Genomic DNA, 16164 nt, shown 5'->3' with positions numbered 1-16164 from the left:
CCTAGTGCGCCATATTATCAGGGCCAAGACGGATGTACTTAACCATCAAGAACACTTCAACTACGGCAAGAATTGTATAAAAGAGGATGAATCCGGATATTGAGGTTAGTACTTGAGCAGTGCTTAGGCTGGATGTACCCATCGCCGTAGGTAAGATATCCTGGACTACCCAGGGTTGACGTCCATATTCTGCCACTATCCAGCCCAGCTCTGCAGCAACCCAAGGCAATGGTAATGCATAAAATGCAATATGCAAATACCAACGGGTAGTATGTAATTTACGTTTCATCGATAAGTAAAAGCCTGTTGCAAATAAGAAAACGAAGAAAAATCCGCAGGCGACCATGATACGGAATGAAAAAAATAAAGGAGTGACTCGAGGCTTTAGATCATGAGCTGCCTGGTTAATTTGCTCTTCAGTTGCATCAACTACGTTTTCAGTATATTTCTTTAAGAGCAGACCGTAACCTAAATATTTATTGTGTGCAGTAAAATCAGCTTTTGCTTGCTCGTCATTAGGATTTTTTTGTAATCGGCTTAAGGCTTCATAAGCAAGCATGCCATCTTTGATTCGCTCTTTTCCTTGATCGATCAATTCAGAAATACCTTGTAGGGGCTCCGTGAATGAACGTGTTGCAATTAATCCCAACGCATAGGGAATGTTTACTGCATAATCAGTTCTCATTGTTTTTTCATTAGGAATACCAAAAACTGTAAGGCCAGCAGGAGCCTTTTCCGTATGCCACATGGCTTCAATTGCTGCGAATTTCATTTTTTGATTTTTATTGTCAAGATGGCCACTTTCATCACCTAATACGACTACAGCTAGAGCAGATGCAAGTCCAAAGCTTGCGGCTACAGTTATTGAGCGCTTGGCAAAGTGGATGTTTCTGCCGCGTAATAAAAAGTAAGCACTAATGGATAAGACAAAAATTGAACCTGTGACATAACCAGCACTAATAGTATGAACAAATTTGGCTTGAGCAACCGGATTAAACATCACTGCAACAAAATCGGTAACTTCCATGCGCATCGTATGGAAATTAAATTCCGCTCCAACTGGATTTTGCATCCAACCATTAGCAATCAAAATCCATAATGCGGAAAGATTTGTGCCTAAAGCAAGCAACCAGGTACAAAACATATGTTGCAAGCGACTTAATCTTTCCCAGCCGAAAAAAAATAAACCGACAAAAGTGGCTTCTAAAAAGAAAGCCATAAGTCCTTCAATAGCCAGTGGAGCACCAAAAACATCGCCAACATAATGGGAGTAATAGGCCCAATTGGTACCAAATTGAAACTCCATAGTCAGCCCAGTGGCAACACCTAAAACGAAATTAATGCCAAAGAGTATTCCCCAATATTTGACCATCTGTCGCCAAATATCGTGGCCTGTCATAACATAGATTGTTTCCATAATCGCTAAAATGAGCGATAAGCCCAATGTGAGCGGGACAAAAAGGAAATGATAAAGCGCTGTTAGAGCAAATTGTAAACGGGAAAGATCAACCAGGTCACTACCAGGAATCATTGCTTACCTCACATGTCATATACTGTATTGATAAAATCCTTGCTAAATCCCCCAGTTTTTAAGAGTGTACTGGGGATTTCCTTAGTTTATTTTTCTTTAGAAAGAAGATATTCTTTTTGTTGGCTGGTACCTAACAGCCATTGTTCATTGCTTTGGTGTGATCTTTCCACATCCTTAAAGCAAATTATCCATAATAAAATCAATAAGCTAAACTTAATAATTAAGGTTATGAGGATATCACGCCTCAGTGGTTTAATCATGTTCTTTACCCCTTTTTTCTAGGCCTAACATCCCATACTTTAAAGATTTTGCGATGAATGAGGCCTTTTGAAAAATTTCTTTGGCAGCATCTATAGGCAAATGATTCACCGTTTCTTCTTGGAATAAATTAAGCCAACGGGCAAAATGTGCTTCCTCAATTTGGGTGAGTTGGTTTAATAGGGTATGTTTTTGGTAGGCATTACCATGATACTCATTAGTTTTCAACATAATGCTATTCCAAAACTGGCAAAGCAAGGGGATATGTTCATCCCAATCAACCTGTGCTGCATCATTGAAAATTGGGCCAAGGAGCTCATCTTTTTGTACTTTTTGATAAAAATGAGTCACAAGCTTTTCGATATGTGTTTTATTCAGCTCAGTCATATCACTGCTATCTGCTGATACAAATGAAATTATGATAATAAAGTTTCATTTTAAATACAACTTTAAAATAGTACTAAATCTGATTATTTTTCCTGCATGAATTAACTCAAGTAAGGCCTGAGCGTTACTATGTTTTACATCTTTAACGCTGTCTCTCTGTTCACTCCGCGAGGCCATAACCTGTCTACCAATATTCTATAGCCGTCTGAGGAATCAGGTTTTTCATAAATTCGTTTGATTTTTATTTTGTGCATCGAGCTTTTCGCCTTTATGAGTAAGATTGAGTAATGAGTAGAGTTCCACTTTGTTTTGAATAATATCTGCCAAGCTAAATTGTTCCAAAATCGTGAAAAAGGCACTTTGTGCATCAATGAGAATTTTTCGTAATTTACAGGTTGGGGCGATGCAACAATTTGCTTCTTTATTAAAACAGGGTACTAAATCAAAGTGGGGCTCAAGCTTTAAAACAAGTGCTTTGAGGTTAATTTCTGCGGGATTTTCAGCCAGGATAATGCCGCCATTTTTTCCTCTAATTGTTTTAATAATTCCTAATTTAGATAAATTATGGATTATTTTTATTAGATGATTGTGTGAAATAGCATAAGCTGTAGCAATGTCATTAATGGTGCATGTATTTTTTTTTATCGCAATATAAATTAAAGCGCGTAATGAATAATCAGTAAATTGAGTCAACTGCATTAAGTACCCTAAACATGAAATAGAAACTTATTATTTCTTTTTATTAGATGTATTTCAAATGCTGATTTTAGGTGACAAAAAATTGGCAATCCTACTATTTTTGAAGCGAATTTACGTTATAATTAAGCTTATAAGTATTAGAAAACAGGAAATATTATGAGCAGAAATTCTATAAGTAGTATCCTACGTACTGCAGTTTTTGCTCTCGGTCTATTGGTTGCTGGAGCGAGTTTTACACATGGCGGCTGGCATGGTGGTTATTATCATGGTGGCGGCTGGCATGGCGGCTATTATCATGGCGGCGGTTGGCACGGTGGTTACTATGGTGGCTGGGGTAGCGGTTGGCGGGGTTCTAGTGTTGGTGTTGTTGTTGGGGCACCTTACTACTACGACAATTATTACTATCCTGAGTGCCAAACTGTTCGTGTATGTAATCGATATGGACATTGTTGGTTACAAGAGTCCTGTTATTAATTAAAGAACGGTAGAATCCTACTCCCTTCTTCTGACTGTTTATTTTACAATCATATTTTGCCTCGTTTTATCAAGTTCCAATATCAATGCTACTTGCGAGTCATGCATACTAGGTGTATGTTGAATAGGAATGGATTGTAAAGTTGGGAGTTGAAATGGAATCAACGATCGAAATTATTGGCTATGTTGCCTGTTGTCTTGTTTTAGCGACTTTCTATGTCAAAAGGATTTTGACATTACGTCTTATCGCAATCTGCTCTAATGTAGCATTTATTCTTTATGCTCTTGGGAGCACACTCTACCCGATTTTTGTTTTGCATTCGTTATTATTACCGTTGAACTTATATCGGATTTTTGAAATAAAAAGAGGTACTTTCTGCGCTCTTAATCATGGTGCGGCGGAAACCGTAGTGTCTATGGAGGAAGTAAATGGTTAAGAAAATGTAAATAATAGTTACCGATGTTTAAAGGGATGTTTCCCTGCTGCTATCATAAGTTCCTGAACATTATGATAAGTGATTTGGTGGAATATGCCCGACTTACAACCAGTACGCGAAGTTGCACAAGATGATCTACAAGCCCTCATCGAAAAGAATCCTTGCAGTAGGTGTAGGGCTGCCAAATTTCCGGTGTGTAAGTGCAAAGGGCCGGGTGGCTCTGGAGGTGGTGGCTCAAGTAGTGAGGAGCGCCTTGAAATTCAAGTCGTAGCACCTATGCAAAACATCATGAGTATGCAAAAACAGGATATTGTTGATAGTGTCCCGTTGGATTTGTACGCGGATGACGGACTACTAACAGTACACGATTCCTTATCAATTGATTTATTTGAACTGGAAGAAATGACTGAGTTTTTATTGTTTAGTCATGATAGTAAACGAGGGGTAATAACGATTCGTCCTAACCCCAGCCTTTTATTAGATGAAAAAGAAATGAGGGAGCTTATTCAGACACTGAAAAAGGCGTTTGAACAATTTAAAATTGCTTTGGAAAAAGAAGGTGTTCCGGTGGATGATTTTACGATAACACTTAATAAAAATGAATTAATTGTTCGCGATACTTTTATTAAAGAGCTGGTTAGCAGAAACTTACTTCCTAAAGCATATGCCCCTAATCTGAAGCTAGAGAACCAACCCACTCGATTGACTCCTTTTACTACAACACCAAAACCATCATTACGTAGTAGAGATGAAAAAGAAAAAGAAGAAAAATATGTGGAAGAGAAGGAAACAAGACATGAATCAGAAGAAAAAAATGACTTTAATCCATCTCCATTTTCTTTTTCTCTTTCATTGAGCAAACTTTTTGGCGGACGCTCCTAGTTTGGATCCAGAAGGCACTGGGCCTCGCGGATAAACCCGTGTGGGGAGTAGGCAGAGATGAGATCAAGAGACAGCTAGAACATAGTGGTGCGTTGATGTCATCCCTCGGGTTCTACTCTACTTCATCGAGGCTGCTGAGTGAAAGAGTAACATATTTGCTTATTTTTCTGTTCATGTTCAATAAGCCATTGCTTACGTGCTATCCCTCCGCCATAACCGCCTAAATTTCCGTTGGAGTTAATGATTCGATGACAGGGAACAATTATCGCAAGCGAATTTGCACCATTAGCATTGGCAACAGCTCTGTATGCAGTGGGCTTTCCTAATGCCTGAGCTTGTTCTGCATAACTTCTTGTTTCTCCATAAGGAATAAGTGTTAAAGCATTCCAAGCCATTTTTTGAAAGGGACTGCCTAGCATATGTATTGGGGTGCTAAATTGTTTTAGAGTTCCTGCAAAATATGCTTTAAGCTCTTTTTCAATTGAATGAATTGGTGAAGTGCTTCCTGGGATAATGGCTGCTTTCATTTTATTTCTTAGACGTTCTATTTCACGCTCCAGACCTCTTCTGTCTACGAACTCCAAGAGATATAAAGCCTCTTCATCACTCACTGCGAGTATTGGACCAAGAGGTGAATCAAACCAGGACGCTTTCAAAATCGTGGGGTATTTTGTCAGTTGCGAAGGGGCTGCGCCCATTATTTTAGAAAAAGCATCACGAAAACCACTGCTGGATTCGTACCCTACATTAAGTTGTGTTTCAATCACTATAGTACCTTCACGGATTTGTTTCATGGCTATGCCCATTCTTCTTGCACGAGCATAAGCAACAAAGGTCATCCCAAAGCGCTTTTTAAATTGCCTGCGTGCAGTTGATGTATCAACTCCTAATGCTGCAAAGTCTCTGTCCTTCCATTTCTTTTCAGGGTTGGCTTCTACAGCCGCAACCAATTTTTGAATTAAATTGGAAGCTTGATTAGGATAGGACAATGGCTGGCAGCGCATACATGGTCTATATGAAGCAAGGAGCGCCTCTTGAGCTGTTTGAAAGAATTCACAATTTTCAAATTTTGGTTTTTTTGCAGAACAGGTAGGTCGACAAAATATTCCAGTCGATTTAACTCCAACATAGAATACACCTTCATATTTGGAGTCTTTAGCAAGTAAGGCCTGGTAATATTCTTTTTGTGCTGTATCAGTTAACATGAATCACTCAATCAGTTGTTTCAATAGTTACTATAGCTTTTTTTAAAAAAAGTGCGACCGAAATTCAGGCATTGAATTTTAATGGGAGTTTTTTGCAGTTCAAGTATTTTTATATCCTGAGTGAGATGAAGTGAAATCTGGAATTGAGATGTTCGTCCCAATCAAGAAAACTCGGGTTTTGCCACAGTACCCAGGCTGTATTTTTCTTAGGTTACATCAAGACCATTAAAGCAAATAGGTTTTTTTATTTCCCCTTGGGCTGGCAAGGCAAGTTGTATCATGCCGCATTGATCTGTTCTGAAAAAGGGAATATTCAATGATTTCATGTTTGCCAAAGTTTTAGTGTGGGGAAAGTGAAAACGATTATCAAAGCCTAAAGAAGCTATGGCATAGTGTGGCGCTACTTCAAGTAAAAATCGATAAGAAGAGGAGGTTTTACTGCCATGATGAGGGACAATTAAAACATCAGAGGCAAGCTTTGTCCCATAAGTTTTTATTAAATAATCTTCGGCTATTTTTTCAATATCCCCTGTTAATAATATTTTTCCGGCCTTGGTGCTTATTTGTAGAATACACGAGTTATTATTTTTATTCTTAAAGTGAGTTTTAATCGGCATGAAACGAAAAGAAACACCATCCCAGTCCCACTGTGGGTAATCATGGCATGTTACACCATGATCATAGTAATGAAGATCGTTGACTAATAACTGATCCACTGGCATTTCTTTTTCAAGCGAGTTGAGTCCACCACGGTGATCTTTATCTGGATGACTAATGACCACAAAGTCAATTTTTTTTATTCCTAAGATTTTAAGATAAGGCAAAATCACCATCTTCCCTAAATCGCTTCCTTGAAAAAATCGATCTCCAGTGTCATAAATCAGGGTATGGCGTTGACTTCTAATGACAACTGCCAAGCCTTGGCCCACATCCAAAATATCAATCACTGCTTCTCCTGGAGTGGGTACAGCACGGGGTGGAAAAAATGGAAGTAGTATCCACAAAAGTGCGATCCATTGAAAGGGTTTCATTGGCAATATAACCCACATCAGTAAAGCTCCCATTAAGACAACAACTAAATAAATATGAGAAATTGACCAATTAATGTTCATGATTGCTAAATGTTCAATCAAGTATAATCCTTTAAATAACAGGTCGATCAAAATGGATAAGAGTTTCATTAATAGAGCAGCAACACTCCATGAACACAGTGTCATAGTGATTAATGCTAAGGGTACGATCAAAAGACCAACAAGAGGAATGGAAAATAAATTTGCAAAAAAACCATTAATTGAGCCATAAGAATACCAGTAGAGGGTTAAAGGCATGAGCCCAATTAAGCAGCTTAATTGTAAGGCCAAATTTCCTTTATAATCCTTTAATCGCCAACGCTGTTGGGTTAAAAGCAAACAGGCTACCGCAAGAAATGAAAAATAAAATCCTTGCATAAATACTGCATGTGGTTCGATACATAAAACACCAAACAAGGCGTAACGCCATATTTGCCAAGAGGAAAAACGTTGTTTCCCTAGGCGGTAGAGCGTATAAAAAAAACATCCGATTAATGCTCTTTGTACTGGGGGAGCAAATCCTGCTAAAAAGGCATAAAGTAAAGCAGCCAACAGACCGCTAATGCTGGCAACATAGGGTGCTGGGATAAACAAACAACATAGTGAGCTTTTAGACCATAGCCGGCGCACCAGCCAATAAATTAACCCCGATACCAATGCAATATGTTCTCCTGAAATCCCAAAAAGATGGGTTGTGCCCGTACGTCTAAACAAATCCCAATTTTTCTGGCTAATATGAGTGGTTAAATTTAAGGTCAATGCTTCAACAACTCCTGCAGTGTCTTGATTTGGTGCTAATTGGCCAAGTTTATTTCCCAAATGTTCACGTAATAGCAGCCAGTTAAAACGTGGCTGTGATTCTGGGTACAATTGGCTGTTTGGAGAGAGAACATAACCAGTCCACTGAATGTGTCGTGCTGAAAGCATGCCTGCATAATCTGAACTTCCGGGATTAAGGTAGTTTCGAGGTTTTTTTAATTTGACTGTGAATTGCCAGCGTTGTCCTGCGCGTAATTTTGGAGCATTGTTATACCAGGCTAATTGGATAAATCCTTGTGCTGGATGATGATTGTATTGTTCAAGGGCAAATAAAAATTGTGTTTTAGTAAAATCTTGGTTAGGAATCGATGCAATTGTTCCTTGCACTGTTACCTTAGGTAATACGGTAACATTAGGTATTCCTTTGGGTGAAACAACAACTTGATGCAATCCTGCCATCGCAACCCCTAAAGTAAAAAACAGAATTAAGGAATACTTTGGACTGAGGAAAAAGAAGAGCAGGACAATTAAGGGTAAACAATGATTAAAGGTATATAGATAGAGTATGCCTGTGAAAAAGCAAAAAATTTCCATTTTTATTTTTAAGTTGGACTTTCCGTTGAGTGGGATAGTAGAGAATCGAGTATTTTTTGTAAAGTAAATTTTTTATTTGGGTAACTTCGATGTAACACGACATAGAAGTCTGGATTCCGATTCAATTTGTTATTATGTCGGATTCCAACAAATGGTTTGTGCAGTCCCTGATGAATCTACAGCGGTTTTTGCGTTAGATTGATCAACTGTCATGCTGGCACAGGTTGTATCTCTAGCCTGGCTCCCAATGGGTGTTGCTGTCAGTGTATATGTTGTTGCTCCTAGATTAGATAAGGTAATACTGTAGAAACCTTGAGCAGATGTTTGCGGAAATGAAGGTAATGAGCCACAAGGAGCATTATAAGAAAAGTTTTGTGAATAACACCGTTCTAAAGTGATCTGATCTTGTGCTAACGTGGCCATAGCATCAGAGCGACGCGACTTAAGAACGAAACTGACATAGTTAGGATATGCTATTGTAGCCAGTATGGCCATAATAAGTATGGCTATCATTAATTCAATTAAGGTGAATCCTTGTTTTCGTGTGTTGTTTATCATTAGTTTACCTATTGTTGTATTTGTATTGTACTTTGTAGCATCACTATTGTATTTCCATTGGCACCTATTGAACGTGCAGTAATTCGATATATACGAGTAGGTGTTTTCATATTTTGTCCGGGCTGAACAATCGAAGGTAACTGCTCAATAATATAACTCGCCTGTGTATTGGAATATCCTTGGAAGCTGCGAATTACTGATGAAGAGCTGGACCAATTAGCGGTGCTCCATAAAGGTGGGTCAGTAGGATTCAGCATGTATAATCCATTACTATTCTGCAGAAAATTTGTTGTATTGTAGGTTCCCTTGATCAGAATATTAATCGCTTCGTTTAAAGCCCCTTCAGTTTTTTCCAAACTGATTTCGGTATCAGTAGCATTGGCTGCAATTCGTGTTTGCGTTGTATTTAGTGATACCGTTGTAAGTGCTAATGCTATGAGAGTAAGAAGCAAAATCATGGTCATTATCAGGACATACCCTTTTTGTTGTACTGAAATTACTTTTTCCTGAGAGTTCTTATACATGGGCATGTATATCCCTGCAGTTTGGCACTTCCTTTCTTCTTGTACTTCTCTCTCTGCAACGAAGTTCGAAATAGATTTATTGCTGTGGAATAAGCGATCAGACTTTGTATTTTGAGAAATAGAATTCATGAGCTCGCGTTCCTTAAAGCAATATTGATTTCATATACATGACGAAGTCGATTGTCATTTGGGACGGTAACTGAAGTATCTAATACATTATATTGAGTAGTATTCAGATTTCCGGAAGCAACTTGTCCTGCAATTAAAAAACCAAGGCGAATCGAATAAACTTGCGCCCAGTTTGGGACAGCATCGGCAGTGACATACTGAGAAATTGTGCCACTACCTCCTATGCCATACTGTACTTTCATTACTTCAACTCCTGGAACAAGAGGTTGGATGGTCCATCCTGTCCCAGTTAAAATTCCCCTCATCAATGCTCTTTGTCCACCTTGTCCTTGTCCCACAAAAAAAGTGGTTTGTTGTAGAGGAATGAATTGGGCTCCTGCCTGATAGTTTAAACTAAAAGTAGAAGAAGAGTTTTCATATTGTCCTACACCTGCTCCATGGCTAATCGTTGTTCCCGCTATATTGGTTACGAGAAAAACAGAGGATTTAACACAATCAGATATTGCAGCGAACTGTCCTGCAGCAAGATTAATGCTGCTCATGCTTTGCACTGTGAATGAGTCGCTACTTGAATCAATCGCTGTGATTGAGACAGGAAAACTACCGGGAGTTGCACCGAGAACAACCAAGACATCACTCGTATTTTGAACATTTCCTGCCAATGATGAATCCAATGAGGGCGTCCAATTACCTGGATTGCTGTCATTGGCAGGATTACCTTGATTCATTGTAATTGTTGTTCCATTTCGGTTGTAACCAGTGAGTAAGATTGAATTGGAATTCAGTGAGCCAATAGGGGCTGAGCCACCACCATTTAAATGAGATACAGAGGTACCAAGAGAACCACAACCCATAAATCCTGCAGAGCGAATAATAGGTGTGACTAGATTGGCAATAGCATTTTCTGTACTTTGGATAAGAGCTTGTGAGTTTGTTACTTTATAGATTTGAGTTTGTGTCACATAAATTTGTATCACAGCATAACTGAGTAAAAGACCAATGACTGTGGCAATCATTAATTCGACTAAGGAAAAACCATACTGATGTGTTTTATCATTGTTCATAATTGGCTTTGTACGATAAGTTGGACATAGTTCGGGTTGGGGGCAGGAGCACTGCTTGCGCCAACAAGATTTTGTGCCAGGCTGTCATCCCATTGCACGGTTACCGTAATAAGTGTATTTCCACCCGCTCCAGGTGCAGGGGATGAAGTGATTGAGCCACTGCCACTGGGTAATTTATTTACATCATACGTAAGCCAATACCATGTATCATATGCAGCTAATTGAGTACTCGAACAAGGGGATTGATTGCACATAACTCCAGGTGAGGGAGGGAGAGTCGGTGTACCGCTGCTGTTGATATTACTGATATTGTAGTTACCATTAATTGCAGCCTGATAGTTAGCCCGAATTTTTTCAAATATGTCATAAATACACTGTACGGCGGCTTGTTTCGCATAACTCGAATTATTTGCTTTGCTCGATATGATTAACATACTTGCTATACCTAACAAACCAATAGCCAAGATCACAAATGCAATGAGAACTTCGATTAGTGACATTCCTTTTTGTTGGGCACCGTATTTCCGGGAATTCATGAGTTATCTCCATTAAGGACATGTAAGTGTGCTGTTATCCCAAACAGCTTGTCCGGGCGTTGTACTTGATTGAACATACCCAGTCGCTAATACTTCTATAGAACGCGCAAATGCTCCTCCTCTACGGTCACAAAATTTGAAATTACTTGGGGAAGTGGTCACACCGTGTGGATCGAAAACTACACTTGCAACGTTACCTGAAAGTACAGGATCTGATGGTGAAAGTTGTTGGCTTTGCAATAAGGTAATTGTACCTACTGTCGGTTGAGTTACCACTATCCATCCAGCGCTCCAATTTCCGCCACAAGTGGTAGATTGTGCGGCCACAAAGGGACAAACCATGATGTTCATTGATCCACTAAGAGCGCTGTTGCGTGCATAATTGAGCGCATTCACAAACATATCTGTGTAAGCTGTTTGGCGATTATTCATAAGTATATTGTTTAAGAAGGGAACTGCTAAAACCAAAGCGACGCAAAGTACCAATAAGGTCACCAAAAGTTCAACTAAGGTGAACGCCGTCTTTCTAGCTAGCATGAATTTCAAAGTTTCGTCCCTGTTTTTTAGAACAAATCCGTTTTTAAGCCTGCATATTTAGTTTAGGTTAAGATTTAATCCCATTCAATAAAAGTCTCAATATCAGCATCACGGGCAATCTTTTGTTGCTGATGTCGTTCTTTGTTTTGTGCAAGTATATGAGATCGGGAACATTGAACTGAAGATTTAAATGTTTTCAATGCTTCTTCTAAGTGAACAAATTCATACCCATTTTGTTTATATAAATTGATAATATCTGGTAAAACATAGGCATTAAGTAAATTGGCATGGATCAGCAAAATTTGCGCTTGCTCGGGATTTTGATGAAATTGATTGTGTTCTTCGGCACGAAGTGTTTGTTGCCAAATAAAATCAAGATAAAAGGGTTTCAATTCTTCAAGATAGGCGCGTCTTTTTATCTCGGATACTGATAACAGCCGTTGATTAAAGACAAAATCTTTGGAGTCTATAGTAATAGGAGCAACATGATAATTTTTTTGCGCAAGAAAACAGAGAATGTCTTCTTTTTTTTGTCCGGAACTCATGGCTAAATAAGGATAACGAAAATATTTAGGCTCAGTTAAAACAGGAAGCAAAATGTTGTCTGCTTCTTGAATTTCCTGAATGTACCCTTCAGTATCTACTTTATTTAGATTAGCGTGGGTGAGGGTGTGATTACCTAAACCGAAGCCGGCATCGCGAAATTTGTGTAATATCTCCCAGTTATTTTTGCGCACTTCACTGGCAATAATAAATCCAGTAGCAGGAACTTGCTCCTTGGTCATGGTATCGATCATCATATTCAAATGAAAGTTTCGAGACTCCCCCACAAAAGGGAGATCATCAATGGTTATAGATACCGTTTTTTTGAGTACAAAAGGTAAATTTTTAGAGGATTCTCTTTTTCTATCGTTGTGCTCTTTTTGAGATTGATTTTTTGAGATTGTAATACTCTTGCTGTTGTTAGCCGTGTTCCCAGAAAAGCTATGCCCATACGCGAAACTGATACTTTGACTTACTATTAAAAGCATTAGGACGAACGATATCTCTTTAATTAATTTAATTTTCATTAGTCAAGGTAAAACAAATTGGAAAAAATGATATTGTAACAAAAAAAAGCCTAAATGGCTTATCTAAAGCGATGTACTTATTAAAATCTTTAACGAAGATAAGACGGCAAAATAAAAATAATTTGCCGTCTTATCGGAAGGTCAAGTTAAAAAGTGTGCGGATTAGCATCAGTGGTTTACAGTAGGGGTACCACTTTTATGTTCTAGAACTTCCTCATCCTCTTCTGAATCATCTTCTTTCTTGGCTTTGAAATAACCTAAAGCTGAGGAGAGTCTACCTAATCCTAAGTATCCTTTAGTAACTTTTTCAGGTCCTTTGGTTTCTTTCTTAAATTCCTCAACAACATCATGTAATGCTTCAGTACGACAAGCATAGATCATGTCAATCAATAAATTAAAAGTAGCTTTTAAGTTAAAGTCTGCAATCGCTGAAAAAATATGATTACTACGGATTGCTTTTTTGCCGCTGTTTTTCGGATCAACTGTCATAAATTGTACAAATTGGGTTGCTGAGGTAACCAATGATTCAACATCTTGTTGGTTTACTACATCGACAGCAAGAATCTTGTTTAACCCTTTATAGATAACTGATTTATCCAAACTTGAAACGTACGAACCAGCATACTCATTAATAATTTGCTGACGAACCAAATGCATTGCTCCCGCTAGAATGGCAACTTTTTCAGCCTCATCGAGCGTAGATGTTTGCAGTGTGTTTCTTATAGCATTCATAGAATGAAGTTGAGCAATACGCTCTTTTGATTTTAACTTTTCAATCTTAGAAACGTTTTTATCAGCAAGTTCGTCTTTGATTAATTCATCAAGATCAGCATTGAGCTTATCCCAACCACCAAAGCGATCTGTTGCCGAGGCTGGAGATTTCTTAGATGCCTTGTATTTAGTAAGGTTAGCGGTGGTCTGTCCATCAGCAGCAAACGAAGCAACTATTTTCTTCTGAGCTTCATTTTCCAGTTTATAAGCGGTCTGAATCAATTTACTTAGGTTCCCAGTTGGAACCTCGGTCAGCATATGGTCTTTTGCAAAGCCTTTACGAGAATCGTTCTCTATGAAAACTTGATTCAAAAATGCATTTAGAGAAGTATAGAATTTAGAAATTTGATATAAATCAGGCTTATCTTCTGCTTTGACATCATCTCCGATTCCTATTGCATCGGTTAGACGGTCGTTAAGCAGTCCTGATGATTCCATCACCCCACGATTATTTTCAATATCTTGCACTACAGTGAGCATGGCACCATAAAACACATTGATAAGATTTGTAGTGGCTTGGGGGGGTTTTTCTTTTGCTTGCTCTTCTACTTTATCAAGTATGGAACGAAGGAATTGAAGTTCAAATTTTCTTTGGGGGTTGATAAGGTCTTCAATTTTTCCTTTATGTTCACGTTTTAATATGATTTGAACGGTATCGTCAAAATGTCTTCTTAATTCAATTAGGTCCTTTAATACAAACGTCATGTTAGCCTCCAAATTTCCAATGGATAGATTATGTAAGTTCTTCTTACAAGGCCTCAGTGTAAACTAAAGTAAACCGCGCGTCATGTATTTTCATTATACATTTTAGTCTTTTAATAAAACGCAAGAAAATTCATTATGTTAACCGTTTTATTGAATACTACAATTGGTTTATTTTTTATCAAAAAACATAAAAAAATTGTATTAATTTAAATAATGGGTAATATTCTTTCATTTTTGATAAGGGCTTCATTAAGAAAGCCCGGATAAGCGCATGTAGTTCGCATACCTTGCATGCGTGCAAGAGGGGAAATTTTTTAAATGAGGTCTGTTTTGAAAATTGAAAACGATAAACAGTTGAAATACCAATTTTTTAATAACGCACAATTTGCATTAATCTTTCTTCTTATCTGTCGTATTATTTCCATGTGTTTTATCCCTATAAACGATGTATCCGAGGCACGTTATGCAGAGATTGCTCGCAAGATGTTGGAAACCGGGAATTGGGTGACTCCGCTGCATGATTACGGAGTTCCTTTTTGGGCAAAACCGCCTTTGTCTACCTGGTTGTCTGCTTTTTCAATGAAGCTTTTTGGCATTAATGAGTTTGCAGTTCGGTTGCCTGGTTTACTCTTATCTTTGGCAACATTGTGGCTTATTTGGGATTTAACTAAAAAGCGTAGTGGATCTGTGATTGCAATGATCACAATTTTAGTTCTCGCAGGAGCTTTGGATTTTTTCGTTGATGCAGGAACTGTGATGACCGATCCGTCTTTAGTATTTTGCATTACATTAGTCTTAGTTGCTTTTTGGCGGGCAATCGTTGATGGGAGCAAACTCTGGTCTTATGTTTTTTTTATAGGTTTGGGATTAGGGTTATTAGCAAAAGGTCCTGTTGCTGTTGTTTTATCAGGAATGCCGATATTTTTTTGGGTTTTATTACGGAATCAATGGCGTAATTTATGGGAAAGATTACCTTGGATAAAAGGTGTCTTACTGATGCTTATTATTGCGCTTCCCTGGTATATTTGGGCAGAAATACGCACGCCTGGGTTTTTAAATTACTTTATTGTTGGTGAGAATTTAAATCGATTTTTAAAACCAGGATGGACGGGCGATAAGTATGGCTATGCACATCAGGAGCTTTGGGGGATGATTTGGGTTTATGCAGTGGTTGGCATTTTCCCTTGGTGTCTGCTAGGCGCTGCTTGGTTTCTAAAGTACAGACATAATCCATGTAAAGTATTTATCGACAAAGATGGGTGGCTGAGTTTTTTCTTTCTTTGTACGGTAATTCCGCTGTTCTTTTTTACTTTTTCCAGAAACATTATTTACACTTATATTTTTCCTAGTCTTCCTGCTTTTTCAGTGTTTTTCGTAGAATACTGGGAGCGTGTTGGTACTATAGCAAAAGCAAAGCAGCTCATCACAGGACTTTCTATTATTGTTGGTGTATTTGCCCTTGGGATAACCCTTGCATTTAATATAGTCCCCAAAGTGGTTTCCAAAACGGAAAAGTCTGTAGTTACTGCATGGTTGAAACAAAATCCAGCTTCAGGAAGTTATCTTATTTATTGGAATTTCAAAGTTGAATTCTCGGCCCAATTTTATTCAAGAGGTCGAGGAAAATTTGCTTTCAATAATGAAGAACTTTGTAAGGTATTGGACAATAACCGAGAAAATTATTTAGCAATTAAGCCGCAAGATACACATGAGGTTTCGCCTGATTTGTTTTCCAAAATGATCTTCATTCAACGCGTGTATTCTGGTGACAAGCCTTATTTATTGATGCGTATCCCGGCTTTTGTAAAGAACTTTTGTAGGAAGAGTATGTAAGACAGTTGAATAATCATAAACAGAATATGATTGCTTTGCATGAATTTCTGTTTGCTGTACTTAGGTTCTCGGTCTGTTCAATAAAGATACCAATTCATTTGGAATTTTGATATACTTGGGCGCAATTTTTTATGCCATAAG

Annotated in this window: 18 protein-coding genes; 4 read left to right on the top strand and 14 right to left on the bottom strand. The window is 38.2% G+C overall.

What is annotated here, in order from left to right; translation table 11 throughout:
- Position 1: 1 nt before the first annotated feature.
- From Ltuc_RS10830 to Ltuc_RS10820, 5 genes are all read right to left on the bottom strand, one after another.
- Positions 2-1531, bottom strand: a complete 1530-nt coding sequence (locus tag Ltuc_RS10830; RefSeq protein ID WP_058521273.1) for a cytochrome ubiquinol oxidase subunit I — start codon at positions 1529-1531, stop codon at positions 2-4.
- 86 nt (positions 1532-1617) lie between these two features.
- Positions 1618-1791, bottom strand: a complete 174-nt coding sequence (gene cydP, locus Ltuc_RS15565) for a cytochrome oxidase putative small subunit CydP (protein ID WP_165480993.1) — start codon at positions 1789-1791, stop codon at positions 1618-1620.
- A complete protein-coding gene (locus Ltuc_RS10825; RefSeq protein WP_058521272.1) occupies positions 1784-2176 on the bottom strand; it encodes a group III truncated hemoglobin in 393 nt (130 codons plus the stop codon). The genes cydP and Ltuc_RS10825 overlap by 8 nt, the downstream gene beginning before the upstream one ends.
- A gap of 134 nt (positions 2177-2310) precedes the next feature.
- Entirely contained in the window at positions 2311-2430 is a 120-nt protein-coding gene (locus tag Ltuc_RS15085; protein WP_083498080.1) for a DUF488 family protein, N3 subclade, read from the bottom strand.
- On the bottom strand, positions 2399-2875 hold the full coding sequence (locus tag Ltuc_RS10820; RefSeq protein ID WP_058521271.1) for an Rrf2 family transcriptional regulator: 477 nt from the start codon (positions 2873-2875) through the stop codon (positions 2399-2401). Before Ltuc_RS10820 ends, Ltuc_RS15085 begins: the two co-directional genes overlap by 32 nt.
- 156 nt (positions 2876-3031) lie before the next feature.
- Between Ltuc_RS10820 and Ltuc_RS10815 the strand changes: the two genes are divergently transcribed.
- The 3 genes from Ltuc_RS10815 (at position 3032) to Ltuc_RS10805 (ending at position 4668) form a co-directional block, all read left to right on the top strand.
- The gene (locus Ltuc_RS10815; protein ID WP_058521270.1) at positions 3032-3349 is read left to right on the top strand and encodes a hypothetical protein; all 318 of its coding nucleotides are present in this window, start codon (positions 3032-3034) and stop codon (positions 3347-3349) included.
- Between the two features lie 155 nt (positions 3350-3504).
- Complete coding sequence (locus Ltuc_RS10810; RefSeq protein WP_058521269.1) at positions 3505-3786, top strand: hypothetical protein; 282 nt, start codon at positions 3505-3507, stop codon at positions 3784-3786.
- Positions 3787-3879: 93 nt separating this feature from the next.
- Entirely contained in the window at positions 3880-4668 is a 789-nt protein-coding gene (locus tag Ltuc_RS10805; RefSeq protein WP_058521268.1) for a hypothetical protein, read from the top strand.
- Between the two features lie 122 nt (positions 4669-4790).
- Here the strand turns inward: Ltuc_RS10805 and Ltuc_RS10800 are convergent, their stop codons facing one another.
- From Ltuc_RS10800 to Ltuc_RS10760, 9 genes are all read right to left on the bottom strand, one after another.
- On the bottom strand, positions 4791-5873 hold the full coding sequence (locus tag Ltuc_RS10800) for a bifunctional transcriptional activator/DNA repair enzyme AdaA (RefSeq protein WP_058521267.1): 1083 nt from the start codon (positions 5871-5873) through the stop codon (positions 4791-4793).
- A 206-nt stretch (positions 5874-6079) separates the two neighbouring features.
- The gene (locus Ltuc_RS10795; protein WP_058521266.1) at positions 6080-8296 is read right to left on the bottom strand and encodes a DNA internalization-related competence protein ComEC/Rec2; all 2217 of its coding nucleotides are present in this window, start codon (positions 8294-8296) and stop codon (positions 6080-6082) included.
- A gap of 132 nt (positions 8297-8428) precedes the next feature.
- A complete protein-coding gene (locus Ltuc_RS10790; protein WP_058521265.1) occupies positions 8429-8854 on the bottom strand; it encodes a type IV pilin protein in 426 nt (141 codons plus the stop codon).
- Positions 8855-8862: 8 nt separating this feature from the next.
- Positions 8863-9507: a pilus assembly PilX family protein gene (locus Ltuc_RS10785; protein ID WP_083498079.1), complete on the bottom strand. Its 645-nt coding sequence runs from the start codon at positions 9505-9507 to the stop codon at positions 8863-8865.
- The gene (locus tag Ltuc_RS10780) at positions 9504-10571 is read right to left on the bottom strand and encodes a PilW family protein (RefSeq protein WP_058521264.1); all 1068 of its coding nucleotides are present in this window, start codon (positions 10569-10571) and stop codon (positions 9504-9506) included. Before Ltuc_RS10780 ends, Ltuc_RS10785 begins: the two co-directional genes overlap by 4 nt.
- Complete coding sequence (gene pilV, locus Ltuc_RS10775) at positions 10568-11107, bottom strand: type IV pilus modification protein PilV (RefSeq protein ID WP_058521263.1); 540 nt, start codon at positions 11105-11107, stop codon at positions 10568-10570. Before pilV ends, Ltuc_RS10780 begins: the two co-directional genes overlap by 4 nt.
- Positions 11108-11119: 12 nt before the next feature.
- Positions 11120-11644 carry a GspH/FimT family protein gene (locus tag Ltuc_RS10770; protein ID WP_058521262.1) on the bottom strand — a complete coding sequence of 175 codons (525 nt, stop codon included), beginning with the start codon at positions 11642-11644 and terminating at the stop codon, positions 11120-11122.
- Positions 11645-11718: 74 nt separating this feature from the next.
- The gene (locus tag Ltuc_RS10765; protein WP_420798247.1) at positions 11719-12675 is read right to left on the bottom strand and encodes a polysaccharide deacetylase family protein; all 957 of its coding nucleotides are present in this window, start codon (positions 12673-12675) and stop codon (positions 11719-11721) included.
- 207 nt (positions 12676-12882) lie between these two features.
- Positions 12883-14190: a hypothetical protein gene (locus Ltuc_RS10760; RefSeq protein WP_058521260.1), complete on the bottom strand. Its 1308-nt coding sequence runs from the start codon at positions 14188-14190 to the stop codon at positions 12883-12885.
- A 330-nt stretch (positions 14191-14520) separates the two neighbouring features.
- Between Ltuc_RS10760 and Ltuc_RS10755 the strand changes: the two genes are divergently transcribed.
- The gene (locus tag Ltuc_RS10755; protein WP_058521259.1) at positions 14521-16023 is read left to right on the top strand and encodes an ArnT family glycosyltransferase; all 1503 of its coding nucleotides are present in this window, start codon (positions 14521-14523) and stop codon (positions 16021-16023) included.
- The last annotated feature ends 141 nt before the right edge of the window (positions 16024-16164 follow it).

The sequence above is a fragment of the Legionella tucsonensis genome (assembly GCF_001468035.1).
Taxonomy (GTDB): Bacteria; Pseudomonadota; Gammaproteobacteria; order Legionellales; family Legionellaceae; genus Legionella; species Legionella tucsonensis.
The sequence above is the reverse complement of the archived record's forward strand: the minus strand, read 5'-3'. Positions and strand labels throughout refer to the sequence as shown.

Bases quoted from the DNA above. Each gene is read 5' to 3' on its own strand.
- Ltuc_RS10815 (WP_058521270.1), top strand. From the start codon at position 3,032: ATGAGCAGAAATTCTATAAGTAGTATCCTACGTACTGCAGTTTTTGCT.
- Ltuc_RS10760 (WP_058521260.1), bottom strand. From the start codon at position 14,190: ATGACGTTTGTATTAAAGGACCTAATTGAATTAAGAAGACATTTTGAC.
- Ltuc_RS10810 (WP_058521269.1), top strand. From the start codon at position 3,505: ATGGAATCAACGATCGAAATTATTGGCTATGTTGCCTGTTGTCTTGTT.
- Ltuc_RS10780 (WP_058521264.1), bottom strand. From the start codon at position 10,571: ATGAACAATGATAAAACACATCAGTATGGTTTTTCCTTAGTCGAATTA.
- Ltuc_RS10820 (WP_058521271.1), bottom strand. From the start codon at position 2,875: ATGCAGTTGACTCAATTTACTGATTATTCATTACGCGCTTTAATTTAT.
- Ltuc_RS10795 (WP_058521266.1), bottom strand. From the start codon at position 8,296: ATGGAAATTTTTTGCTTTTTCACAGGCATACTCTATCTATATACCTTT.
- Ltuc_RS10785 (WP_083498079.1), bottom strand. From the start codon at position 9,507: ATGAATTCTATTTCTCAAAATACAAAGTCTGATCGCTTATTCCACAGC.
- cydP (WP_165480993.1), bottom strand. From the start codon at position 1,791: ATGATTAAACCACTGAGGCGTGATATCCTCATAACCTTAATTATTAAG.
- Ltuc_RS10805 (WP_058521268.1), top strand. From the start codon at position 3,880: ATGCCCGACTTACAACCAGTACGCGAAGTTGCACAAGATGATCTACAA.
- Ltuc_RS10825 (WP_058521272.1), bottom strand. From the start codon at position 2,176: ATGACTGAGCTGAATAAAACACATATCGAAAAGCTTGTGACTCATTTT.
- Ltuc_RS10770 (WP_058521262.1), bottom strand. From the start codon at position 11,644: ATGCTAGCTAGAAAGACGGCGTTCACCTTAGTTGAACTTTTGGTGACC.
- Ltuc_RS10800 (WP_058521267.1), bottom strand. From the start codon at position 5,873: ATGTTAACTGATACAGCACAAAAAGAATATTACCAGGCCTTACTTGCT.
- Ltuc_RS15085 (WP_083498080.1), bottom strand. From the start codon at position 2,430: ATGCACAAAATAAAAATCAAACGAATTTATGAAAAACCTGATTCCTCA.
- Ltuc_RS10790 (WP_058521265.1), bottom strand. From the start codon at position 8,854: ATGATAAACAACACACGAAAACAAGGATTCACCTTAATTGAATTAATG.
- pilV (WP_058521263.1), bottom strand. From the start codon at position 11,107: ATGAATTCCCGGAAATACGGTGCCCAACAAAAAGGAATGTCACTAATC.
- Ltuc_RS10830 (WP_058521273.1), bottom strand. From the start codon at position 1,531: ATGATTCCTGGTAGTGACCTGGTTGATCTTTCCCGTTTACAATTTGCT.
- Ltuc_RS10765 (WP_420798247.1), bottom strand. From the start codon at position 12,675: ATGCTTTTAATAGTAAGTCAAAGTATCAGTTTCGCGTATGGGCATAGC.